Consider the following 21,356-nt stretch of genomic DNA (forward strand, 5'->3'; position numbering starts at 1 on the left):
TGGCACTGTGCCACGGACCGGCCCGCCGTGCACGGGCGGGTCCCCGCGCCGCGCCCGCGCCCGCCAGCCCCGACGCATGCGCCGCGACCGCGGCCCGCGACGCCGCGGCCCGCGTGGCGGTCGCCGCACCCGGGGCTTTCGTGCGGGCCGCGTCGGCGGCGCCCCGGGACGCGCCCGCGCCCCCGTCGGCGGGCGGCGGGGGCGCGGGCGGCGCGGGGCGTCGCGGGGCGGCGCGGGGTCGGCGCGGGGTCGGCGGGCGGGGCGGCGTCAGGCGGTCCCGGTCGCCGCCTCGGCGACCTCCGGGTGCTCGGCGAGCCAGGCGCGGACCGCCTCCTGCTCCTTGCCCTTGCCGCCCGCCTGGATCTTCGCCTCCAGGCCGGTCAGCTGCTCCTCGTCCAGCTTGAACGAGCGCAGCCAGGCCGCCACTTCGGGCTCGTCATCCGCGAGGCCCTTCCGGGCGAGGGTGTGGATGCCGTCGCCCTGCCCCCAGGCGTTGCGGGGGTCGTCCAGCTTGTGCAGGTCGTAGGAGGCGTACGCCCAGTGCGGGGACCACAGGGTGACGACGACGGGCTCCCGTTTGGCCTGGGCGCGCTGGAGTTCGGCGAGCATGCCGGGCGTGGAGCCGTCGACGACCTCGTACTCGCCCTCCAGGCCGTACTCCTTCAGGACCCGGTCCTTGAGGAGGCCCATCGCGCCGGCGCTGGGCTCGATGCCGATGATGCGGCCCTTGAACCGGTCGCCCTTGCCCTTGAGGTCGGCGAGGGAGCGGACGTCCTTCACGTAGGAGGGGACGGTCAGCTCGATGGAGGTCGGCCCGTACCAGGCGCCGAGGTCGTCGATCCGGTTCCCGTACTTCTCCCAGTACGAGGCCTGCGTCACGGGCAGCCAGGCGTCCGTCTGGAAGTCGACGCGGCCGCCGGCGAGGCCGGTGAACAGCGCGCCGAGCTCCAGCTGTCGGGCCTCGACGCGGTAGCCGCGGCGCTCCAGCAGCTCCTTCCACAGGTAGGTGGAGGCGATTCCCTCGTCCCACGGGATGTAGCCGATGGTGAGGGTGCGGCCCTTGCCGGGGCCGTCGGCGGCCGCGGGGCCGGTCGAGGCTCCGCCGAAGGTGTGCAGTGTGCCGGCGAGGAGGGCCAGTACGGCCGCGGCGGTGACCGCGTACGCGGGCTGGGGTCGGTGCTGCCACAGGCGGGCGGCACCGGTCGCCGCGGAGCGGGCGCGGGCGAGGCTGCGGCGGCCGGTCGGGGAGACCTGGCGGCCGAGGGCGGCGGTCATCCGGTCCAGGTACATGGCGAGGATGACGATGGCCAGCCCGGCTTCGAAGCCGAGGCCGATGTCGACGTTGCCGATGGCCTTGTAGACGGCGCCGCCGAGGCCGCCGCCGCCGACCATGCCGGCGATGACCACCATGGACAGGCCGAGCATGATGACCTGGTTGACGCCCGCCATGACGGTGGGCAGGGCGAGCGGCAGCTGGACCCGCAGGAGCGTGTTGCGGGGGGTCGTGCCGAAGGCGTCGGCGGCTTCGACGAGTTCGGGGTCGACCTGGCGGATGCCGAGCTCGGTCATGCGGACGCCGGGCGGCAGCGCGAACACGATGGTGGCGATGATGCCGGGGACCACGCCGACGCCGAAGAAGACGACGCCGGGGATCAGGTACACCATCGCGGGCATGGTCTGCATGAAGTCCAGGACGGGCCGCAGGGCGGCGCCGAGCCGCGGCGAGCGGGCCGCCTGGATGCCGATCGGGACGGCGATCACGAGGGTGGCCAGCGTGGCGACGAGGACCAGGGACAGGGTGGCCATGGCGTCGCCCCACAGGCCGACGGAGTCGACGAGGGCGAGGCCGGCGAAGGAGAGCACGGCGGCGAGCAGGCCGCGCAGCCACCAGGCGGCGACGGCGAGGAGGCCGGCGAGCAGCAGGGGGGCCGGGGCGGACAGCACGGTGTGGAGGCCGTCGTAGAGGCCCGTGACGAGTGCGCTGACGGCGTCGAAGAGCCAGGACAGGTGCTGCTGGAGGAAGTCGACGGCGGAGTCGGCCCAGGCGCCGGGGTTCAGTCGGGGCATCAGGCGGCCGCCTCTGCGCAGCGGACGGGGTCCCTGTGCTCGTCGCCGATGAAGGCGACGAGCCGGTCCTGGGCGACGGTGCCGATGACGGCGCCGTCGGAACCGGTCACGGCGACCGGGTGCGGTACGCGGGCGCTGACGGCGCACAGGTCGGCGAGCGGGGTGTCGGCGGTGACGGTCGGGCAGCCGCAGGAGCAGCCGGTGCCGGCGTCGGGGCCGGTCATGACGGCGTCGGCGGTCAGCACGCGGGAGCGGTCGACGTCCTGGACGAACGAGGCGACGTAGTCGTCGGCGGGGCGGGTGAGGATGTCCTCCGCGGTGCCCTGCTGGACGATGCGGCCGTCGCGCATGACGGCGATGCCGTCGCCGAGGCGCATGGCCTCGTTGAGGTCGTGGGTGATGAACACGATGGTCTTGCCGAGGGTCTTCTGGAGTTCGAGCAGCTGGTCCTGCATGTCGCGGCGGATCAGCGGGTCGAGGGCGCTGAAGGACTCGTCCATCAGGAGCAGGTCCGCGTCGGTGGCGAGGGCGCGGGCGAGGCCGACGCGCTGCTGCATGCCGCCGGACAGCTCGTCGGGCCAGGAGTCCTGCCAGCCGGAGAGCCCGCACAGTTCCAGGGCTTCGGCGGCACGGCGCTCGCGGTCGGCGCGGTCGGCGCCCTGGACCTCCAGGCCGTAGGCGGCGTTCTCCAGGACGCTGCGGTGCGGGAACAGCGCGAAGTGCTGGAAGACCATGCTGATCTTCGCGGAGCGGACGTGGCGCAGCTCCCGGCGGGAGAGCGCGGTGAGGTCGCGGCCGTCGAAGAGGATGCGCCCCTCGGTGGGTTCGAGCAGCCCGTTGAGCATGCGCAGCAGGGTGGACTTGCCCGATCCCGACAGACCCATGATGACGAAGATCTCGCCGGGTTCGACGCGGAACGAGGCGTCGATCACGGCGGCCGTCACTCCGTCGGCGCGCAGCTCCTCGCGGCTCGCGCCGCCTCGGAGCGCGCGGACCGCCGCGCCGGGTCGTCTTCCGAACACCTTGTAGACGTGTTCGGCCTGGAGCGTGGACACATGCACCTCGCGGGTCGTACGGGTACGGCCCGTGCCGGCGCGGGGGTGGTGCGGGGGCGGGCCGTGGAGCGGTGCGGGATCCGCCCGCCCCCTGCCGCCGGCCGTGCCGCGGCCGGCGGAGGGGTGCGCTCCGGGATCCCCGCTTCCCGGTTCGAACCGGGGCAAACGGCCTGGTGACCCACCTCACGCGGACGCGCGGCCCGAGAAGTGGTGAAGATCACCAACACTCTCGGCGGCCTGTGATCCCGGCCACATCCCGGACGGCGCCCCGGGGCGGTGTCACCCGCGGGCGGCGCCGTCCTCGGCGGGGTCGGCCAGCATGGAGGCCCGCAGGTGTGCGAGGACGCGCGTCAGCAGCCGGGACACCTGCATCTGGGAGATGCCGAGGGCGGCGCCGATCTGCGCCTGGGTCAGCTCGTCGCCGAAGCGGAGCTGGAGCATGCGGCGCTCGCGCGCGGTGAGCCGTTCCAGCAGGGGCGCGAGGGATTGGAGGTCCTCGACGCGCTCCAGGGCGGGCTCCTCGGCGCCGATGACGTCCGCGAGGGTCTGGCCCTCGGCGGGGTCGCCGCCGGATTCGCCGAAGGCGGGCTGCGGGGCGTCGAGGGAGCCGCTGGTGTGGCCGTTGGCGGCGAAGAGGCCCTCGACGACCTCCTCCTCCGCGAGGTCGAGGTGCGCGGCGATGTCGGCGACGGTGGGCGAGCGGTCGAGGGAGCCGGTCAGCTCCTCCTTCGCCCTGGCGATGTCGATGCGCAGCTCCTGGAGGCGGCGCGGGACGCGGACGGCCCAGGTGGTGTCGCGGAAGTGCCGCTTGATCTCGCCGGTGATGTACGGCATCGCGAGGGTGGCGAACTCGGTCTCGCGGGAGGGGTCGTAGCGGTCGATCGCCTTGATGAGTCCGATGGTGCCGACCTGGACGAGGTCCTCGATGTCGTCCCCGTCGGCCCGGCCGCGGAAGCGGCGTACGGCGTACTGGACGAGGGAGGCGTTCATCTCGATGAGCGTGTTGCGGACGTACCGGCGCTCCGGCGTGCCCTCTTCGAGCTCTTGGAGCCGCCTGAAGAAGACCCGGGACAGCTCGCGTGCGTCGGCCGGTGCCACCTCCCTGGGCTCCTCGATCCGCGGCAGGTCCGCGATTCCCGGCGCCGCGGAGGCGGGGCGGGGGCGGGGCACTGCGGCGGTTTCGGCGGCGGGCGTGTGGGCAGGGGCTCGCATGGGGGTTTCGCTCCTTGGGCTTGTCGGCTTGCGGCGCGTGACCTTGACTTTCGACCCGATGCTTGTCGCTTCACCTGGGGTACGTCAAGATTTGCCGGTTTGCGTGGCCGGGTTGTACACGCGCGCGTTCGGGCGCGGGGCCGGGAGCGGATGCGGCGTGCCGGCGGACGGGGCGCGCCGGCATGCGGGGTTGCGGGGCGGGCGTGGGGGGGGCGGGAGCGGGGGATCCGGCGGATGGCGGGGCACTCCCGTGCGCTGCGGCGGCCCTTTGGTGGCGGCGGCCGGCGGGCCGGTGGGTCAGCTGACCCGGAATCCGCCGACCGCGCGGTCGCGGTGGAAGGTCAGCCGGTCCCAGGTGGGAAACGACAGGTCGGTCACGGCGAGGAGCCGGCCGGTGTCGTCGTGGAGGGTGCGGCGCACGGACAGGCCTCCGGCGGCCGCGGCTGCGGGCCGGCTGCCGAGGGTCATGGTGATGGTCTCGGCGACGCGCCCCTCCCGGGCGGCGCGGTCGAGCCAGCGGTCGAGGGGGCCGGGGTCCTCGTCCCGTACGGCCTCGGCACGGCGGTAGGCGGCCAGCTCGGGCGCCTCGGCGACAGCGCGGGGGCAGACGTAGGTGACGGCGTGCTGGAGGGTCTGCCCGGCGGGGCCGCGCTCGCGGCGGTGGTGGACCAGGGTGCGGTCGCCGCCGCGCATGCCGAGCAGCGCGGCGGGGGAGGGCGGGACGGTGACGCGGGCGAGCCAGCTCTGCACCAGTACGGCGCCGGGTGCGGCGCCCGGCGCCGCGCCGGGGGCGGCCCCTGTCCCGGCGGGGGCCGGGGCCTCGGCGGGCGGGGCGGGGGCTGCGGCCGGGGCGGCCGGGCGGGTGCCGCGGCGCTCGGTGACGATCAGGCCGTCCTCGCGCAGCTGCTGGAGCGCGGCGCGGACGGTCTGCCGGTTGACGCGGTACCGGGCGGCGAGGGTGCGCTCGGAGGGGAGTCTGCCTCCGGGGCCGTGGACGGCGTCCTGGAGTTCCTGCCGCAGCGCTGCGGCGATGCGCTGGTACTTGGGCACGGCGGCCGGGCCGCCGTCCCGCGGGGACGAGGACATGGCTTCTCCTCTGACGGTGGGTCAAGGATTGCGCGGTCCCCACCAACGTAGCATTGGTCTATACCTCTCCGTGAGACAGGAGGGGGCCCGCCCACCACCTTGGCCGGATCCCGCCGCCCTACTCCGACTCATCCGCCAGCAGCGGGTTCGACAGCGGGATGTAGCGGGCGTCCGCGCCGTCGGCGCGCGTCCACCGCAGCAGCAGGTTCGTCTTCGCCGGCAGGGACGGCGCCTCGGGCAGCTCCGCCGCCTCCGGCAGGCCCCGCTCGGCCGCATACCGCCGGAACTCCTCGCGCACCGCCGGCCAGACCGCCCCGGCGGCCCGGGGGTGCGCCTCGGCGAGCGCGGCGCCCACCCCGCCCAGGTGGTTGACGACCAGGCAGTACACCAGCCGCTGCCAGGCGGCCGCGCGCTCCCCCTCCCCCGGCAGCTTCACGCCCTCCGCGTCGCGGAACAGCGCCTGGACGGGCATGCCCCGCGCGTCGAAAGCGACCACCGTGTTCTGCGCGTGCGCCTCCAGGACGACGCCGTGCCGGTCGAACAGCTCCAGCGCCGGCGGCACGACATGGCGCAGATACGCCCGCCACCAGGCCTCGGGATCCGCCGCGGAGGCCAGCGGGCTGCCCTCGAAGCCCTCGGCGAGTGCCGCCGCCAGCACCGGCGCGCCGCCCGGCACCAGGTGCTCCCGCAGCCCGTCGCGGACCAGTACCGCCAGCTCCTCGAAGGCGAACGAGGCCGTGCGGTAGCCGCGGTCGGACAGCCAGGCCGCCGGGGAGCCCGCCCGGCGCAGCGCCTCGAAGCCGGCCCGGGCGGCCGTGTCCGTACGGCGCAGTTTCAGCAGGTCGTGCCGCCACAGCCGGCGGACGTCGTTGGTGATCCGCACGTCGAGGCTGAACTTCACGAACAGGTCGCCGCCGGGCCCGCCGCCGGGCACGTACAGGGTGCGGATCGATGCGGTCGGCCAGGCCGGCAGGCGGCTCTCGCCCAGCCGCAGCAGCCGCCCGTCGGCGAATGCGGCGCGCACCGCCGGCGACCCCGACACCAGCTCCAGCTGCCACGGATGCGCGGGCAGCAGCCGGTAGCCGGCGGGCGGGCGCGGCCCGTCCAGCAGGCCGGCCAGCGCGTCGACCGCGCCGGCCGCGGCCGCCCCGCCCTCCTCGGCGGCCTGGTCCTCTCGCAGCCCGAGGAAGACCAGCGGGAAGCGGCCGTGCGCCTCCGGCGCGTACGGGAGCCAGCGCGCCGCGGGCGCCCCGCCGCGGGCCTTCGGGGCCGGGTGGTGGGGGTGGCCCATGACGAGGGCCTGCTCCGAGCGGACGTACGCGTCCTGCGGCGGATCGGCGGCCCGGCGGGCGGCGAGCAGCGCGGCCACGGCGGCGCGGCTGTCGGCGATCTCGACGGGCAGCTCGTCGTTGGGGACGCCCGTGTACCGGTACAGCTCGTCGGCGGTGAGCTTCACCAGCTCGCTGTGGGTGAGGGCCCGCCATCCGTCCCGGGTGCGCAGCTCGGGCCGCGCGGGGCGGCGGCCGCCGGAGACCCGCAGCCGCCGCCCGGTGGCGCGCAGCCGGTGGACGCCTCCGCCCTCGGGGTCGGCCGCCTCCCTGAGCAGGCAGTTCAGCAGGGGTGCGGCGGAGAGTTCGTCGGCTGCGGCGTTGAGGTCCACGGATTCCATTCGGGTCCATCCTGTGTGCCGGGGGTCCGCTGCGCGGGTCCCCGGCCGTGATCTTCAGTATCCGCGATGATGACGTGATCACCACAACGTCCCCGTGAGAGGAACAGGGTGCCGTACCCCAGCATGAACCCCCCCGCCTCCCCGGCCGAGGAGGCCGTCTCCGCCGAACTGGCCGAGGTGCGCCCTGCGCTGCTCGGCGCGTACGGGGCGGCGCTCCGCGGCGCCCGCGCCGCCGTGCTGACCCGGCTCTGGCGGGCACTGGCGTTCGAGCCGCTGCCGTGGGTGGTGCGCCGCGAGCGGGGCCCCGGGGGCACGGCCCTGCTGCTGGCCGACGGCCGGCGCCTGGAGGGGCCGCCGGCCGACCCGTACGCCACCGCGCCGCACGTCACCGGGCTCCGCCTCGACGGGTCGGTGTTCTGGCAGGCGGGACGGCTCGTGAGGGCGCTGGGCGTGCCGCACGGCGAGGCGTTCGCCGCGGAGCTGGACGACAGCACCGCCTCGCTGGCGCTGTCCCTGGCCGGGCAGCCCGCAGGGGCCGAGGAGGCTCCGGCGGCCGCCTGGGAATGGGAGCAGCGGATCGTCGACGGCCACCCCTACCACCCCAACTGCCGCTCGCGTCCCGGTTTCACGGTGGCCGAGCAGCTGGCGTACGCGCCCGAGCACCGGCCGGTGGTCGAACTCGCCGCGGTGTCCGTGCCTGCCGCGGAATGCCTGGTCACGGGCGACTGGCCGGCGGAGTTGCGCCAGGGCGGCCGGATCCTGCTGCCCGTGCACCCGTGGCAGGCCGAACACGTCCTGAAGCAGGCGGACCACGGCCCGCTCCCCGGCGGGGCGGCGCACCCGCTGATGTCCCTGCGCACCCTGAGTCCCGTCGGCGGCGGGCCGCACGTCAAGACCGCGCTGAGCACCCGGCTCACCTCGTCCGTCCGGGACATCTCGCGCTACTCGGTGGAGACGGCCGCCGCGGTGTCCGCGTTCGCCCAGGAACTCGCCGCCCGGCTGGACGGCCGGCTGCACTTCACCCGTACGCTCGCCGCGGCCACCGCCCACGGCCCGGACCTGGCCGCGGTGCTGCGCGAGCCCCCGGAGGCGTACGCGGACGCCGGGGCCGGCGAGCAGGTCGTGCCGGTCGCGGCGCTGGCGCTCGCCCCGTTCGCCCGATCGGCGGACTGGCAGGCCCGCTTCGCCCGCCTCGCGCTGCCGGTCTGCCTGCGGGTGCTGGAGCTGGGCGTGGCCCTGGAGGCCCACGGCCAGAACCTGCTCGTCGTCCTCTCCCCGGGCGGGGAGCCGCTGCGGCTGGTCTACCGGGACCTCGCCGACGTGCGGATCAGCCCGGCCCGGCTCGCCCGGCACGGGCTCGCGGCGCCGCCGGTCGCGGGCCGGCTGGTCACCGACGACACGGCGGTGCTGCGCCGGAAGCTGTTCGGCTCCCTCGTCGCGGGCGCCCTGGCCGCGACCGCAGGCTCGGCCGAGGCCCTCGGCCGGGCCCTGGCAGCGGCGGCACCGGACCTGCCCGCCACGGACGACACGGCGGCGCTGCTGGCCGAACCCCTGCCCGCGAAGGCCCTCACCCTGATGCGGCTGAGCCCGGAAGTCCCCGGCGACCGGTGGACCACCCTGGACAACCCCCTCGGGAGGGGTGAGCGGGCAGGCCGGGCGGGCTAGTCTCCGGGGGCATGAGCGAGACCGCGTACCTGAGCTCCGTACGGGCGTCCTACGACGCCGTCGCCGTCGACTGCGCCCGGCTGCTCGGGACGGCCCTGGACGGCAGACCGCTCGACCGGGCCCTGCTCGCGGCGTTCGCCGAGTCGGTACGGGCCGGCGCTCCGCGGGGCGCGGCGGGCCCGGCGGTCGCGGACCTCGGCTGCGGGCCGGGCCGCATCACGGCGCACCTGAACCGGCTCGGCGTACGGGCGTTCGGCGTGGACCTCTCGCCCGCCATGGTGGCGGTGGCCCGGCGCAGCCATCCGGGGCTGCGCTTCGAGGTGGGCGCCATGGGCGCCCTGGACACGGCGGACGGCTCCCTCGGCGGGGCCGTGGCCTGGAACTCCACCGTGCACACCCCGCCGGAGGAACTCCCCCCGCTCTTCGCGGAGTTCGCCCGCGTCTTGGCGCCCGGCGGGCACCTGCTGATCGCCTTCGATGCCGGCGAGGGCCGGGTGCGCCTCGACCGCGCCTACGGGCACCCCGTCGACCTGACCGTCCACCGGATGCAGCCGGACCGGGTCGCCGAGCTGCTGACCGGTGCCGGGCTCGCGGAGTCGGCCCGGCTCGTCCGGCAGCCCGGGGCCGGCGAGGACTGCCCGCAGGGCTTCCTCCTGGCCCGCAAGGCCTCCCCCGCGGCGTAGCGCCCGGCCGGCGGATCAAAGCCGGGCCCGCGGCGTCCGGCCCTGATCCGCCCGACGGACGCCTGGGCCCCGCCCGGCGGCGCGTGGGCCGTTCGGGGGGCTGTGCGGCGGGCCCGGGGCCGCCTGCGCCGGGATCGGCGCGGGCGATGGCAGGAAGGAGGAATGACCCTCCGCCGACGCCGGCTCCTCGGCAGCGCGCCCGCCGCGGTCCTCGCGGCCGTCGGCGCGGGCCGGCCGGCGGCGCCCGCCTCCTCCCGCGGCCCGGACTGCGCGGCCCTCGCCCGCGGGCTCGACGGGCGCGTGGTCCTCCCGGACGACCCGGCCTACACCGAGGCCCGGCAGCTCTTCCAGCCGCGCTACGACGGCATCGCCCCGGCCGCGGTCGCGTACCCGGCGCACGCGGGCGACGTCGCCGCCTGCCTGGACTTCGCCCGCCGCTCCCGCGTCCCCGTCGTCCCCCGCGGCGGCGGCCACAGCTACGCCGGCTGGTCGACCGCGGCCGGCGGGCTCGTCGTCGACCTCGGCGCCCTCGACCGGACCGCCGTCGAGGGGACGGCCGTCCGCGTCGGGGCCGGCGCCCGCATCGGCGACGTCCACCGCACCCTGGCCGCGCGCGGCCTCGGCATCCCCACCGGGCTGTGCCCGACCGTCGGCATCGCCGGGCTCACCCTCGGCGGCGGCCTCGGGCCCTCCTCCCGCGCGTACGGGGCCACCTGCGACCGCCTCACCGGCGCCACCGCCGTCACCGCGGACGGCCGCGTCCGCGACGTCGACGACACCGCCGACCCCGACCTGTTCTGGGCCCTGCGCGGCGGCGGGGGCGGCAACTTCGCCGTCGTCACCGAATTCCGCTTCGCACCCCACCCGGCCCCCGACTGCGCCCTCGCCGACCTCCGCTGGGCGGGCGGCGACAGCGCGGCACTGCTGCACGGCTGGCAGCGCTGGCTGCCGGCCCTGCCCGAACCGTTCTGGAGCCGCATCGAGTTCCTCCTCGACGGCGGCCCGCCCGCGCCCCCGGCCGTCCGCGTCCTGTGCCTCGACGGGCCCGCCGAGCTGGACCGCCAACTGGACCGGCTCGCCGCCCTGGTCGGCCGCCCCCCGCAGGACGTCCGGACGTCCGTACGCGGCTACGGGGACACCCTGCGGGAGATGTCCGGCTGCGGGCAGGACACCGCCGAGCAGTGCCGGCTGCCGGGCAGGCTGCCGGGGCGCTCGCCCGCGGGCCGGGTCGCCCGCGAGTCGTACGGGGCCCGCTCCGACTTCTGGACCGCGGCGGGGCTGCCCGCCGCCGGCGTCGACACCGTGCTCGCCGCCGTGCGGTCGTACGGGGACCGGGTCCCGGCCGGCGGCACCGGCGTCGTGCAGTTCACCGGCGAGTGCGGCGGCGCCCTGAACCGGCCGGCGCCCGCCGACACCGCGTTCGTGCACCGCGGCAGCGCCTTCCTCACCCAGTACCTCGCCTACTGGCCCGCCACCGCCGCCCCGGCCGAGACGGCCCGCCACCTGGCGTGGCTCGACCGCCTCTGGCAGGACCTGCGCCCGTGGGCGAGCGGGCGCGCGTACCAGAACTACCCCGACCCGGGGCTGCGCGACTGGCGCGCGGCCTACTACGGGCCGAACCTCGCCCGGCTGGAGGCGGTGCGGCGCGCCCGCGACCCCGGCCGGCTGTTCCGCTTCCCCCAGGCCGTCTGAACGAGGAGCACCGAGGAGTCCTGCATGCGACGAACCCTGACGGTGGTGGCACTGGTGGCCGCCCTGCTGCTGCCCGGCGGCCCGACGACCGTGGCGGAGGCCGGCGGCGGCCGGCCGGCCGCGACCGGCCGCTGGTCCGCCGAGGAGGCGGAACGGTTCTGGACGGCCGACCGGATGGCGTCGGCGGCCCCCGTCAACCCCGCCGGGCCGGCCGCGGCCGCCGCGGCGGCCGAACCGGGCACGGGCAAGGACTTCGACGGGATCCCCTCCGTCGGCCGGATGTTCGTCATGAAGGGCGGCGGCGCCTACTTCTGCACGGCGAGCGTCGTCTCCTCCCCCGGCCGGAACCTGGTGCTCAGCGCCGCCCACTGCCTGCTCGGCACCGACGCCCGCCAGGTGGCCTTCGTCCCCCGGTACACGGCCGCGAACCCGCAGCCGTACGGCATGTTCCCGGTGCTCCGTGACACGCAGGGCCGGTCGAAGGTGTGGATCGACCCGCGCTACCGGAGCAGGGGCGCCGACCTGGCGGCCACCCTGGACGTGGCGTTCGCGCAGGTCGGGCCGGACGCGGACGGCTTCTCGGTGGAGGACGTCGTCGGCGGCAACCGCCTGGTCACCGGCGGCCCGTTCGCCCACCCGCAGGTGACGCTGATCGGCTATCCGGCGTCCGCCGCGCGCCCGCGGCTGTGCGTCAACCGCACGACGCGGTTCACCAGCCCCGATCCGGCGATCCCCGGATCGTTCCTGCGGATCGACTGCACCGGCTACCCGGGCGGGACCAGCGGCGGCCCGTTCCTGACGCGCTTCGACAAGCGGACCGAGACCGGCGACGTGGTCGGTGTGATCGGCGGTTGGAAGACCGGCGGGGACACCGCCGACACCTCCTACAGCCCGTACTTCGGCGCGGAGGTCAGGGCGTTGTACCGACAGGCGGCTGCCGGGGCGGCGTCGGGGTGACCACCCGGACCCACCGGGTCCGCCGCGGGTTGCCGACCGAGCGGGGCGCGGCCGGGGCCTGCCCGGCCGTCAGCGGGTCGGCGGGCGGCAGGGCGAGCCGGCGGCGCAGGTCGGCGAGGGCGGCGAGGACGGCGAGGACGGGCGCCAGGATGACCTCGGCGCGCGGGTGGACGTGCGCCGGCGCGTGAACGGTCGTCTCGATGGCCTCGGCGGCGTCCCCGGCCGCCGTACGGCTCCGCCCGCCGGGGCCCGAGCCGCTCCGGGGCGCGACGGCGTCGCAGAGGTGGCACGCGGCATCGGCCGCGCGTCGGCCAGCTCCCCGACGCCCGGCGCCGCGGTGGTCGGCAACTGCTCCATGCCGGGTCAACGAGCGTGCCCCGGCGCGGGGAACGAGCGGCGGGCACCGGACCGGCCGGCGGTGCGACGGCTCAGCGGGTGCTGCGGAGCCTGCGCATCAGGTGCCGGCCCGCGAGGTTCGCGCCCGCGGCGGCGGCGCCGGCCAGCGCGAGGCCCTGCAGCGCGTCCCGGGGCCGGGTGGGCCGCAGTACGCCGGCGCGCCGCAGCCGGCCGCGGGCCCACAGGCTGAACGGGATGACGATCAGCGGCGAGGTGGCCACGCCCGGCGTGTAGCCGCGGACGGCGGCGGCCTGCCCCAGGTGGACGAGGCCGTGCAGGCCGAAGCCGGTCAGCGACGCCTGGTAGAAGGCGGACCGGCCGCCGGTGCGGTGGCCGTCGGCCGCTGCCGCGCCGACGACGAGGGCCATGAGGCCGACCGCCGCCGCGAACTCGCGGCCGTCGACGGAGCCGAGGCGGTCCCACACGCGGTCGGGCAGCAGGCCGGGCCGGCGCTCGCGCAGGACGGGGACGTGCTCCCGGGACCAGCGGCCCATCGCCGCGACCTCTTCGGCGTCGTGCAGGGCCCACGCGGCGAGCAGTCCGAGAGTGACGGAGGCCGTCACCTTGTTCGATTCCTTCATGGTGTCAGTCTCCCGGCCCGGCGCATTCAACGGGTGGTGTTTCGGACAACTGGCGTGTCCTCAGAGGCTGGTGTGACGCATAGGGAGGTGCGGGCGGCGGCGCATAGGCTGTTCGGACCATGAGCGATCGCGACGACGAGCCACGCATCACCCCCCGTTCCTCCCGCCGCCTGCCCCGGCCCGCGACCGCGGCGGGCTCCGGGCCGAGCCGGCGTCCGGCGCGCGGGCCGGGCCGGTTCGCGGCGGTGCTGCGCTCCCCGGCCCGCCCCGGCGAGCCGCTGTTCGCGCAGGCCCCGAAGGCGTGGCAGCGGATGCTGCCGTACGCGGTCGCCGCCGTGTTCGTCGCGGCGCTGCTGCCGGTGACCATCACGGTGCTCGCCGGCGACTACGGGCTGGACGGCGGCTGGGCGGGCGCGCTCGGTGTGGCCCAGACGGTGCCGCTGCTGCTGGCCGTGTCCCGGCCGCTGCCCGCGTGGGCGCTGGTCCTGGGCGCCGACACGGTCGGGGCGCTGGTCCTGACCGGCGCCGACCGGGTCGCGGGGCACGCCTGGCCGTGGCCGCCGATGACCGTCGTCGGCTACCTGGCGCTGATGGTGTTCGCGGGGCTGCGCGAGCCGGCGCGGACCACGGTCGGTGTCTGGCTGGCGACCGGGGCCGTCGGCGTCGTACTGGGCTTCCTGGAGCCGGCCGGGGCCTCCGACACCAGCGCCCTGCTCTTCGTGTTGGCCGGGTGCCTGCTCGCGCTGGCCGGGGTGCTGCGCGGGCTCGGCGACGCCCAGCGGCGGATCGCCGAGCAGGAGAGCATCAGCGAGGCGGAGCGGGCGCGGCGGACGCTGCTGGAGGAGCGGGCGCGGATCGCCCGCGAGCTGCACGACGTGGTGGCGCACCACATGTCGGTGATCACGGTGCAGGCGGAGTCGGCGCCGTACCGGCTGCCGGGCATGGAGGAGCCGGTGCGGGAGGAGTTCGCGGCGATCGCGGCCGGTGCGCGCGAGTCGCTGGGCGAGATGCGGCGGCTGCTGTCGGTGCTGCGCAGCGACGGGGCGGAAGGCGGCCGGGCGGACGGGGAGCGGGCCCCGCAGCCGGGGATCGGCCGGATCCGGCAGCTGGTGGAGGCGACGGTACGGGCCGGGCAGCCGGTGGAGCTGTCGCTTGCGGCCGGGGCGGAGCGTGCGGCGCCGCCGGCCGTGGACCTGTCGGCGTACCGGATCGTGCAGGAGGCCCTCGCGAACGTGGTGCGGCACGCTCCGGGGGCGCGGACCCGGGTGTCGGTGGTGCACGATGCCCGGGAGGTGCTCGTCGTCGTCGCCAACGGGCCGTCGGAGGACGGTCCTTCGGTGGTGGAGGGCTCGGGCGGGACGGGGCACGGGCTGGTGGGGATGCGGGAGCGCGTACGGTTGACGGGCGGGACGCTGGACACCGGTCCGCTGCCCGACGGCGGCTTCCGGGTCGCCGCCCGCCTGCCCCTTGACGCGCCCCCCGAGGAAGCCAGTTGACCATCCGAGTGATCATCGTCGATGACCAGGCCATGGTGCGGGCCGGGTTCGCCGCCCTGCTGTCCGCGCAGTCCGACATCGACGTGGTGGGCGAGGCCGCGGACGGGCGCCAGGGCATCGAGGCGGCCCGTGCCACGCGGCCCGACGTGGTGCTGATGGACGTGCGGATGCCGGAGCTGGACGGCCTGGGCGCGGCCCGGGAGATCCTCGATCCGCCGCCCGGGGTGGTGCACCGCCCGAAGGTGCTGATGCTGACCACCTTCGACATCGACGACTACGTGTACGAGGCCCTGAGGGCCGGGGCGTCCGGGTTCCTCCTGAAGGACGCGCCGCCCGCCGACCTGATCTCGGCGGTGCGGGTCGTGGCGGGGGGCGAGGCGCTGCTGGCGCCGTCGGTGACGCGGCGGCTCATCGCGGACTTCGTGCAGCGGCGGCCGGCGCCGCGGAAGGACCCGGCGCTGCGGCTGAACGGGCTGACGCCCCGTGAGACGGAGGTGCTGGAGCTGGTCGCCCGGGGCCTGTCGAACCAGGAGATCGCCGGGAGCCTGGTGGTGGCCGAGCAGACCGTGAAGACGCACCTCGGGCGGGTGCTGGCCAAGCTGGACCTGCGGGACCGGGCGCAGGCCGTGGTCTTCGCGTACGAGGCGGGGCTGGTGCGCCCGGGCGACACGCGCTGAGCCCGCGTAGTACCGCAACGGTCTTTGCTGTGAGGGCGGGCAGTTTCGGGTGGTGCGTGGCCGCGTTGTTTGCAGTGGCTGTGCCGGGCCTGGAACTGTCGGCAGCGGCGCCAGTGTGACCAGTTCAGGAACAGCAGAGCGGTGCGGCGGGCCTACTGCTGGGCCAGGAAGGACCGGCCAGCGTCCGTGACCGCAAACCGGTCGCCGTTCTGCCCGTCGGCGGGCACGGCAACGTCGGCGATTCCCTTGTCGCACAAGGCGATGAGCGACTGAACAAGGTCGAGCCGCTCCTCGGTCCAGGCCGCGCGCACCGGGTCCTCGTCGGGGGTATCGACGGGCGGTTTCTGCCGTGCTGCATCAACTGTGGCACCGAGCCGGGCGGCGGGTCAGGGGATCGCGAGTTTGTAGTCGCCTCAGCCGCAGAGAGTCCGCGAAACCGGCGGTCGTACGGGGGTGCGGGCGCGATATCGTGGAGTCTTCTCATCTGCGGTTTGTGATTTGGCAGGAGTGCCCGCGTGCCCGAGGGCCCCATCGCCCACAGCGAGCTTGCTGCCCTGACTCGGCGCTTCGAAGAAGTCACGGAGAAGCACGACCGCGAGTTCGGGATCATCAAGTCCGACCTCACCGCGGTACGTCTCCGGATCGGCAACCTCGACCAGGAGGTCGAAGCTCTCGACAAGAAGATCGACCGCAACCAGGCCCAGGTCATCGAGCTGCTCACCCAGCTCGTGGGGCAGCGGCTTCGACGCTGGCTGATCCGCTCCCGGCCGGGAGCCCGGCGAGTAGCAGCCGACGCGAACCGAGGGGGGAGCGAGGCCGCCCGGTGAGCGGGAGGCCCAGCGCGATGCCGCGCAGCGCCGACCCGTCCTTCGGTCTCCGCTCCGCCCGTCATTCCTCGCTGCAGGACGCGTGCCCAGGCCGTCCGCCCGACATGGGCAAGAACTCTGCCTTGCCTCACGGGTGTGCGATGGGCCGACGTTCCACGCTCAAGGGTGAACCGTCGGCGATGCCTCCCCGACCAGCCGTACGGCTCATGAAGATCACGATCAGTTTGGATGCGCAGGCCCGCCGCCAACCCGACGCCTCCGGCTTTCACCCCTCGGCCAAGTCAACCCCACGCCCCAATCCAGTACACAGGGCACTCTTTGCAGTGATCACTACCCTGCCCTGGTCTAAACGGCATACCCCCTGGCTATCACCTACCGCGTGAACTTGAACGCAACGCGCTGTACCTCACCACAGCGCACGAAAGGGGCCTCCTTGGCGACTCACCGACTTCCGCGTCTCCTGGCAGGCACCCTCGCTGTCCTGGCGCTGGGCGTGGCCGTTCCCGCCGAGGCTTCCGCACAAGCCGCGGCAGCGCCCGCCTGCAAGGGGGCGTCCTGCAACGGCAAGAACCCCAAGGCGACAGGCTGCGACAAGGACGCCGTCACCCCCTCAGGGGCGGTAGCCCGGTCGGACGGCGGCGGGCCAGCCGTTCAGATGCGGTATTCGAAGAAGTGCAACGCCGTGTGGGCACGCTTCGAATACGCTGCGAGCTCCAACTTCAGGGGCAAGCTGGACATCAGGACCGGCAACCCGCATGTGTTCAACGCGTCTCCGAACTATCCGGCCTACACCACGATGGTGAACGCCAGCCTCGCCACCCGCCCCTGCGTGGAGCACTACGACGGCATCGGCGGCAGTTGGGCGTGTACGAAGAAGTGGTACTAGGGCGGAGATGTCGTTCAACGCAGCCCAGGTCCTGATCGACATTTCGAGCACCGCATAGCGTGAGGAGGGGAGACAACGCACCGGTCCGCCGCCCGGGTCATCTGTCTGGACGCTGCCCACCGCCTGCTTCTTCTGCACTGGCGTGATCCGTTCGACTGGGCGTGGCTCTGGGAGCCACCTGGCAGCGGTCGAGCCGGGCGAGACGCCGCTCGTGGCGGCACGACGAAAGCTGGCCGAGGAAGCCGGCCCCGACCCGGCTGCGGTGCTTGATCGATCAGGCATCGAGGAGGCGGCGGTGTGCGGCCATATCACCGCGTCGGGGATCCGGCTGATCAGCGTGGCCGTGTTCTGCCCGGTGGGCCGCAGGGACGGTCCAGATCGCGGTCAGAGTCGGCGGCTCGAAGGTCGCGCGGGGGCCTTCGGCCAGTTCATGGACTAGGACGTTTTCCTACGACGCTTCCTTCGGGCCGCAGGTCCAGGCCGGAGGAGGAGAACAGGCCGATCCGCTGAAGACCGTCGCGCTTCGGGAACTTGCTCTGGGCAGCCGGGCGTCAGACCAGTGAGGAAGTGATCACTGGATGTATGGGGGTAGCGACTGTGGCAGTCACACTGGCCGAGGAGATCATGCTGCTGTCCCTGGACGACGGGTCTGGATCGGCAAAGCAGCGGCAAGCCGCCGGGTGGGCGGTGGCGGGCGGGATCCTGCTCGAACTGGTGTTGGCCGGGAGGGTTTCGGTCATAGGCAAACACTTCGAGCTGGTGGACACGAATCCGACCGGAGACTCGCTGCTCGACAGTCGGACGGCGCTGATCGAGACCTGGATGCGGGGTCGCGGCAAGCGCCGGATGACGGAGTGGCTGACGAAGGACCAGCCCAAGGCCGTCGCTGCGGCTCTCGAGAGCCTGTGCAAGCGTGGGGTGGTCGTGGAGGAGAAACACAGGGCACTGGGCGTGTTCCCGATTCGCCGCTACCCGGAGGCCGACGGCGCGGTGGAACGGGAACTGCGTGAGCGGCTCCGGGCCGTGGTGCTGGACGGCGCCGAGCCGGACACGCGGACAGCAGGCCTCATCGCGCTGATCCACTCGGCCAAGTTGCACCGTCTGGCCTTCCCCGACGGCCACCGCAAGCAGGTTGCCTCGCGGATGGAGGAGGTCGCCACAGGGCAATGGGCGGCCGAGAGCGTCCGCGCCGCCATCCGCGACATGCAGGCGGCGATGGTCGCAGTCACTGTGATCACAGTCGCCGCGGCCGGCAGCTGAAGGATGTCCCGTAACCGCCTGCCTCGTCACCGCATGGGTGGGCAGATCTCGGCGAGCGATCCGATGCGGATCGAGCCGTTCTCGGCGTTGAGCGAGTCGCAGTTCCGCAAGCTGGTCGCGCTGGTCCGCCGTCGTGGCGGTGACCGCCAGCGTGGCCGGCCGTGGCGGCTCTGCCTGGAGGATCGGGTGCTGCGGGTGGCCACGTACTGGCGGACCAACCTGACGTTGCGGCAGGTCGCTCCGCTGTTCGGGATCTCGAAGCCGGCCGCGGACCGGGTGTTGGACCACCTTGCACCGCTGCCGGCGATCTCGCCCGCGCCGCGGCCGCGGCCGGACACCGTGCTGATCGTGGACGGCACCCTGGTGCCCACCCGGGACAGGAAGATCGCTGCTTCCAGCAAGAACTAACCGGTAGTGGACCAACCAGCAGGTGGTGATCGACGCCAACAGCCGGTTGGTGGTCGCCGTCGGCCTGCCGGCGCCCCGCGTACGCCGATCGACTACGCGAAGGGCGACCGGTTTTTGGTACGGCCGCGCGCGGGGCATGACGCACAGCGAGGCGGTGGCGGTGCTCGAAGAGGCGGAACGGCACGCGCAACTGGACCGCCGCGACGAAGCCACAGCCGACGACGGCGGCCGCCGTGCTGCGGAGCTCGCGGAGTGGCAGCGCGCCGTGCAGCTGCTCGCCGCGACCCGCAGCCCGTACGACGCGGACGCCGCTGGTCGTCCAGGAAGAGTTCGCCGAAGACCGCCGCGGCGGGGAAGCCGAGCAGCAGCGCCGCCAGGAGCAGCAGCGGGTAGTCGACTGGGCCGAAGAACTAGCCGGGCTCGGGGCCCCCATGGGATTTGGTCAACCTGTGGGGGTGGGCCGAGGAGGCCGACCGCCTCGACCAGAGCGTGCCGAGCCGGGCCGGGGACGAAGTCGCCCGCCACCTCCTAGACGAGAACCGCGACTGTCGCGCCGCGAATCGAAACCTGGCTCGCTCACGCCCTCGCCACCCACTCCGGCCACTACACCGATCCGGCCGCGCCGCCGCCGTCGGCCTGCTGCCCGTCCGCGCCCGTGCCGCGATGCTCGCCGCTCTCGCCCGCACGCCCCAGTCGACGGCGACCTTGAGTCCGTCGGGCGCCTCGGCCAAGCCGACCCGCGCGCCACGACCGCGCTCGCCGCATGGCTCGACAACGCGTCCGCGGTGAGGGGCGGCACGGCATGAGCGCGGCGGACGAGGTGGTGGTGGCCACCTCGAACGAGCACAGCGAGATCGGCCGGCACTACGAGGACGTGCTCGCCGACGGCTCGGTTATCTCCTGGACCGAGCCGCCCTTCGGCGAGACGCTTTACCCCGGCGACGACGACCCGGACTACAACCCGATCTGCGACTGCCCCGGGCCGTGGCCGCGCCAGTTCTGCATGGAATGCGCCGGCCGCGCCGCCTGCGGGCAGTGCACCGGTCTGCACGTTTGGCCGCCGCCCCCGAGTTCAGGCTGACCCGCCGGAGGTGCAACGCGCCCTGCAACGCGGGCTGCCACACGCCGGGCGCAACTGCGGACGCGCCTCGGGCGCAAATTACCGGCCATCTCTTCATGTTCAGACCTGAAGCAGGTAATTGCCGTGTCACCGTGATCGGCGTCCACAGTCACCCGTTCATCGGGCTGTCACGGAAGGGCACTACATGCGCTCGAACATGGTGCGGGCCTTCACGAGCATCGCCGCACTGCTCGGGATCACCGCCGGAACCCTAGCGGTGTCCGGGACCGCCGTTGCGGCAACGCCGGAGGGGCCCCGGAACGTGATCTCCGAACCCGCCACGGTCGCCGAGGTCAACAACCTCGGCCTGAGCACGTCCCAGGCGAAGCAGGTTCAGTTCTACCTCCGCTACTACATCGGCTACTACTCGGGCGCGATTGACGGTCTCCTGGGAACCGAGAGCTGGAAGGCCATGCAGCGGATGCTGCGGGCCTACGGCTACTCCGGAGCCATCGACGGCATCGTCGGCACCGGAACAATCAAGGCTCTCCAGCAGCTCCTGAGGACCGAGGGGTTCTACTCCGGGGCCATCGACGGTATCGCCGGATCGGGGACCCGGGCCGCGTTCGCGGCTTGGGCGAGCCAGCTGCCCATGGACTGACGTCACGGGCGGAGCCTCCCTGACCCTGTGAGGCCAGCCAGCCAGTCCGACCCTGCAGAAAAACCTCGCCCGCCCGGGCACACGGCCCGGGCGGCAAGGCGTGTTCCGGCCCGGCAACTGTCATCTCCGGCTCGAAGCAGGCATGCCCTTTGAAGCCGTCCTGGTGACGGGGGCGGTTCTTGTGGATGTGCCGGGTGTCGGGGTCGACGGTGGAGACCGTCCCGTCGGCCACCGTGCCGCGGACGATGCGCCAGCCCTGCTCGGCCAGGCGGCCGAGCAGGTTGAGCGCGTCGGTGATCAGCGCATCAACCAGCACGGCGCGGGCGGCTTCATCGTTCCAGGCGATCTTCGGTTTGCCCGGATCGGTGTAGTCGTGCGCCGTGCACCACAGGTCGGCGACCCGCTGGGCGCCGGGAACCTCCCGGATCACCCCTCGGACGGCGGAGGTGATCTGGGTGACGGGTGGCTACCGCGTCATCGAGCACGGTGGAATCCAGTGCCCGCCGCCGCTTGCCCTTGAGTACCCCCGTCGCGGCCCCGAATTCCTTGACCCCGGTGAAGATCCGTGTCGGATCAGCGGACCGGCGCAGACGGCGGCGGAAGTAGGTCAGCAGCGACGGATCGAACGCCATGTCGTGCAAGCCGAGTCCGCAGGCCGCCTTCCACCGCAGGTCACACCGCAGTTCCTGAACGGTCTCGAAGTCCGACAGCCCGTGCAGACTCTGCAAGACCACCGTCGCGGCCAGAACCAGCGGCGGAAGACTCGGGCGGCCATTGGACGACGGATACATGTCCGCGAACATCCCCGGCGGGAACAGCACCTCGCGATGCTCGGCCAGGAACGCGAACGCACTCCCACCGGGATCAACTCCCGGCAGGTCTCCCACACATCCGGCCCGACCGTCTCCCCGGCCCATTCCCTGCATGTCAACAAGACTCGCCCCAGCTCTACCGAGCCGGGGCCAGAACCCGAGATTTTCAGCGGTCTTTCAGGCCTCCCCCGCGCCGCCTCCGGCGC

Annotated in this window: 20 protein-coding genes and 2 pseudogenes; 13 read left to right on the plus strand and 9 right to left on the minus strand. The window is 74.3% G+C overall.

Annotated features, from left to right (window positions below; translation table 11 throughout):
- Positions 1-267: 267 nt before the first annotated feature.
- From ACZ462_RS03840 to ACZ462_RS03860, 5 genes are all read right to left on the minus strand, one after another.
- Positions 268-2,067 carry an ABC transporter permease/substrate binding protein gene (locus ACZ462_RS03840; RefSeq protein WP_467805077.1) on the minus strand — a complete coding sequence of 600 codons (1,800 nt, stop codon included), beginning with the start codon at positions 2,065-2,067 and terminating at the stop codon, positions 268-270.
- Positions 2,067-3,122: a quaternary amine ABC transporter ATP-binding protein gene (locus ACZ462_RS03845; RefSeq protein WP_467805184.1), complete on the minus strand. Its 1,056-nt coding sequence runs from the start codon at positions 3,120-3,122 to the stop codon at positions 2,067-2,069. The genes ACZ462_RS03840 and ACZ462_RS03845 overlap by 1 nt, the downstream gene beginning before the upstream one ends.
- A gap of 279 nt (positions 3,123-3,401) precedes the next feature.
- Positions 3,402-4,334: a SigB/SigF/SigG family RNA polymerase sigma factor gene (locus ACZ462_RS03850; protein WP_467805076.1), complete on the minus strand. Its 933-nt coding sequence runs from the start codon at positions 4,332-4,334 to the stop codon at positions 3,402-3,404.
- A gap of 297 nt (positions 4,335-4,631) precedes the next feature.
- Positions 4,632-5,420, minus strand: a complete 789-nt coding sequence (locus ACZ462_RS03855) for a GntR family transcriptional regulator (protein WP_467805074.1) — start codon at positions 5,418-5,420, stop codon at positions 4,632-4,634.
- Positions 5,421-5,538: 118 nt separating this feature from the next.
- Complete coding sequence (locus ACZ462_RS03860) at positions 5,539-7,089, minus strand: IucA/IucC family protein (RefSeq protein ID WP_467805072.1); 1,551 nt, start codon at positions 7,087-7,089, stop codon at positions 5,539-5,541.
- 123 nt (positions 7,090-7,212) lie between these two features.
- Between ACZ462_RS03860 and ACZ462_RS03865 the strand changes: the two genes are divergently transcribed.
- The 4 genes from ACZ462_RS03865 (at position 7,213) to ACZ462_RS03880 (ending at position 12,086) form a co-directional block, all read left to right on the plus strand.
- Positions 7,213-8,754, plus strand: a complete 1,542-nt coding sequence (locus ACZ462_RS03865; RefSeq protein WP_467805070.1) for an IucA/IucC family protein — start codon at positions 7,213-7,215, stop codon at positions 8,752-8,754.
- A gap of 11 nt (positions 8,755-8,765) precedes the next feature.
- Positions 8,766-9,437, plus strand: coding sequence for a class I SAM-dependent DNA methyltransferase (locus ACZ462_RS03870; RefSeq protein ID WP_467805069.1), 672 nt, complete (start codon positions 8,766-8,768; stop codon positions 9,435-9,437).
- Between the two features lie 162 nt (positions 9,438-9,599).
- Positions 9,600-11,129 carry an FAD-binding oxidoreductase gene (locus tag ACZ462_RS03875; protein ID WP_467805068.1) on the plus strand — a complete coding sequence of 510 codons (1,530 nt, stop codon included), beginning with the start codon at positions 9,600-9,602 and terminating at the stop codon, positions 11,127-11,129.
- A 24-nt stretch (positions 11,130-11,153) separates the two neighbouring features.
- Positions 11,154-12,086 (plus strand): serine protease family protein, encoded by a 933-nt coding sequence (locus ACZ462_RS03880; protein WP_467805066.1) that lies wholly within the window; start codon positions 11,154-11,156, stop codon positions 12,084-12,086.
- Here ACZ462_RS03880 and ACZ462_RS03885 read toward each other — a convergent pair.
- Positions 12,040-12,453 carry a hypothetical protein gene (locus ACZ462_RS03885; protein WP_467805065.1) on the minus strand — a complete coding sequence of 138 codons (414 nt, stop codon included), beginning with the start codon at positions 12,451-12,453 and terminating at the stop codon, positions 12,040-12,042. The genes ACZ462_RS03880 and ACZ462_RS03885 overlap by 47 nt on opposite strands.
- A 61-nt stretch (positions 12,454-12,514) precedes the next feature.
- The gene (locus tag ACZ462_RS03890) at positions 12,515-13,063 is read right to left on the minus strand and encodes an HXXEE domain-containing protein (RefSeq protein WP_467805063.1); all 549 of its coding nucleotides are present in this window, start codon (positions 13,061-13,063) and stop codon (positions 12,515-12,517) included.
- Between the two features lie 119 nt (positions 13,064-13,182).
- Between ACZ462_RS03890 and ACZ462_RS03895 the strand changes: the two genes are divergently transcribed.
- Both ACZ462_RS03895 and ACZ462_RS03900 read left to right on the plus strand, forming a co-directional pair.
- Complete coding sequence (locus tag ACZ462_RS03895; RefSeq protein ID WP_467805062.1) at positions 13,183-14,559, plus strand: sensor histidine kinase; 1,377 nt, start codon at positions 13,183-13,185, stop codon at positions 14,557-14,559.
- Positions 14,556-15,236 carry a response regulator gene (locus ACZ462_RS03900; RefSeq protein WP_467805061.1) on the plus strand — a complete coding sequence of 227 codons (681 nt, stop codon included), beginning with the start codon at positions 14,556-14,558 and terminating at the stop codon, positions 15,234-15,236. The genes ACZ462_RS03895 and ACZ462_RS03900 overlap by 4 nt, the downstream gene beginning before the upstream one ends.
- Positions 15,237-15,388: 152 nt before the next feature.
- On the opposite strand, the gene ACZ462_RS03905 is transcribed toward ACZ462_RS03900, so the two are convergent.
- Complete coding sequence (locus ACZ462_RS03905; RefSeq protein WP_467805060.1) at positions 15,389-15,547, minus strand: hypothetical protein; 159 nt, start codon at positions 15,545-15,547, stop codon at positions 15,389-15,391.
- 204 nt (positions 15,548-15,751) lie between these two features.
- Between ACZ462_RS03905 and ACZ462_RS03910 the strand changes: the two genes are divergently transcribed.
- From ACZ462_RS03910 to ACZ462_RS03940, 7 genes and pseudogenes are all read left to right on the plus strand, one after another.
- Positions 15,752-16,063 carry a hypothetical protein gene (locus tag ACZ462_RS03910; RefSeq protein ID WP_467805058.1) on the plus strand — a complete coding sequence of 104 codons (312 nt, stop codon included), beginning with the start codon at positions 15,752-15,754 and terminating at the stop codon, positions 16,061-16,063.
- Between the two features lie 433 nt (positions 16,064-16,496).
- A complete protein-coding gene (locus ACZ462_RS03915) occupies positions 16,497-16,949 on the plus strand; it encodes a DUF2690 domain-containing protein (protein ID WP_467805057.1) in 453 nt (150 codons plus the stop codon).
- Between the two features lie 142 nt (positions 16,950-17,091).
- Positions 17,092-17,388 (plus strand): NUDIX hydrolase, encoded by a 297-nt coding sequence (locus tag ACZ462_RS03920; RefSeq protein ID WP_467805056.1) that lies wholly within the window; start codon positions 17,092-17,094, stop codon positions 17,386-17,388.
- A 158-nt stretch (positions 17,389-17,546) separates the two neighbouring features.
- On the plus strand, positions 17,547-18,209 hold the full coding sequence (locus ACZ462_RS03925; RefSeq protein WP_467805054.1) for a GOLPH3/VPS74 family protein: 663 nt from the start codon (positions 17,547-17,549) through the stop codon (positions 18,207-18,209).
- A 33-nt stretch (positions 18,210-18,242) separates the two neighbouring features.
- Positions 18,243-18,687, plus strand: a pseudogene (locus ACZ462_RS03930) (transposase family protein); the annotation flags it as partial.
- A gap of 693 nt (positions 18,688-19,380) precedes the next feature.
- Positions 19,381-19,698 carry a hypothetical protein gene (locus tag ACZ462_RS03935; protein WP_467805052.1) on the plus strand — a complete coding sequence of 106 codons (318 nt, stop codon included), beginning with the start codon at positions 19,381-19,383 and terminating at the stop codon, positions 19,696-19,698.
- Positions 19,699-19,999: 301 nt separating this feature from the next.
- Positions 20,000-20,338: a peptidoglycan-binding domain-containing protein gene (locus tag ACZ462_RS03940; protein WP_467994525.1), complete on the plus strand. Its 339-nt coding sequence runs from the start codon at positions 20,000-20,002 to the stop codon at positions 20,336-20,338.
- 124 nt (positions 20,339-20,462) lie between these two features.
- Here the strand turns inward: ACZ462_RS03940 and ACZ462_RS03945 are convergent.
- Positions 20,463-21,192 (minus strand): annotated as a pseudogene (locus tag ACZ462_RS03945) (transposase); the annotation flags it as partial.
- Positions 21,193-21,356 lie beyond the last annotated feature (164 nt).

The sequence above is a fragment of the Streptomyces sp. NPDC031121 genome (assembly GCF_055570615.1).

Excerpts from the sequence above, each read along its gene's own strand:
- ACZ462_RS03935 (WP_467805052.1), top strand. The coding sequence starts at position 19,381 with ATGGCTCGACAACGCGTCCGCGGTGAGGGGCGGCACGGCATGAGCGCG.
- ACZ462_RS03895 (WP_467805062.1), top strand. The coding sequence starts at position 13,183 with ATGAGCGATCGCGACGACGAGCCACGCATCACCCCCCGTTCCTCCCGC.
- ACZ462_RS03855 (WP_467805074.1), bottom strand. The coding sequence starts at position 5,420 with ATGTCCTCGTCCCCGCGGGACGGCGGCCCGGCCGCCGTGCCCAAGTAC.
- ACZ462_RS03890 (WP_467805063.1), bottom strand. The coding sequence starts at position 13,063 with ATGAAGGAATCGAACAAGGTGACGGCCTCCGTCACTCTCGGACTGCTC.
- ACZ462_RS03840 (WP_467805077.1), bottom strand. The coding sequence starts at position 2,067 with ATGCCCCGACTGAACCCCGGCGCCTGGGCCGACTCCGCCGTCGACTTC.
- ACZ462_RS03875 (WP_467805068.1), top strand. The coding sequence starts at position 9,600 with ATGACCCTCCGCCGACGCCGGCTCCTCGGCAGCGCGCCCGCCGCGGTC.
- ACZ462_RS03860 (WP_467805072.1), bottom strand. The coding sequence starts at position 7,089 with ATGGAATCCGTGGACCTCAACGCCGCAGCCGACGAACTCTCCGCCGCA.
- ACZ462_RS03850 (WP_467805076.1), bottom strand. The coding sequence starts at position 4,334 with ATGCGAGCCCCTGCCCACACGCCCGCCGCCGAAACCGCCGCAGTGCCC.
- ACZ462_RS03880 (WP_467805066.1), top strand. The coding sequence starts at position 11,154 with ATGCGACGAACCCTGACGGTGGTGGCACTGGTGGCCGCCCTGCTGCTG.
- ACZ462_RS03865 (WP_467805070.1), top strand. The coding sequence starts at position 7,213 with ATGAACCCCCCCGCCTCCCCGGCCGAGGAGGCCGTCTCCGCCGAACTG.
- ACZ462_RS03870 (WP_467805069.1), top strand. The coding sequence starts at position 8,766 with ATGAGCGAGACCGCGTACCTGAGCTCCGTACGGGCGTCCTACGACGCC.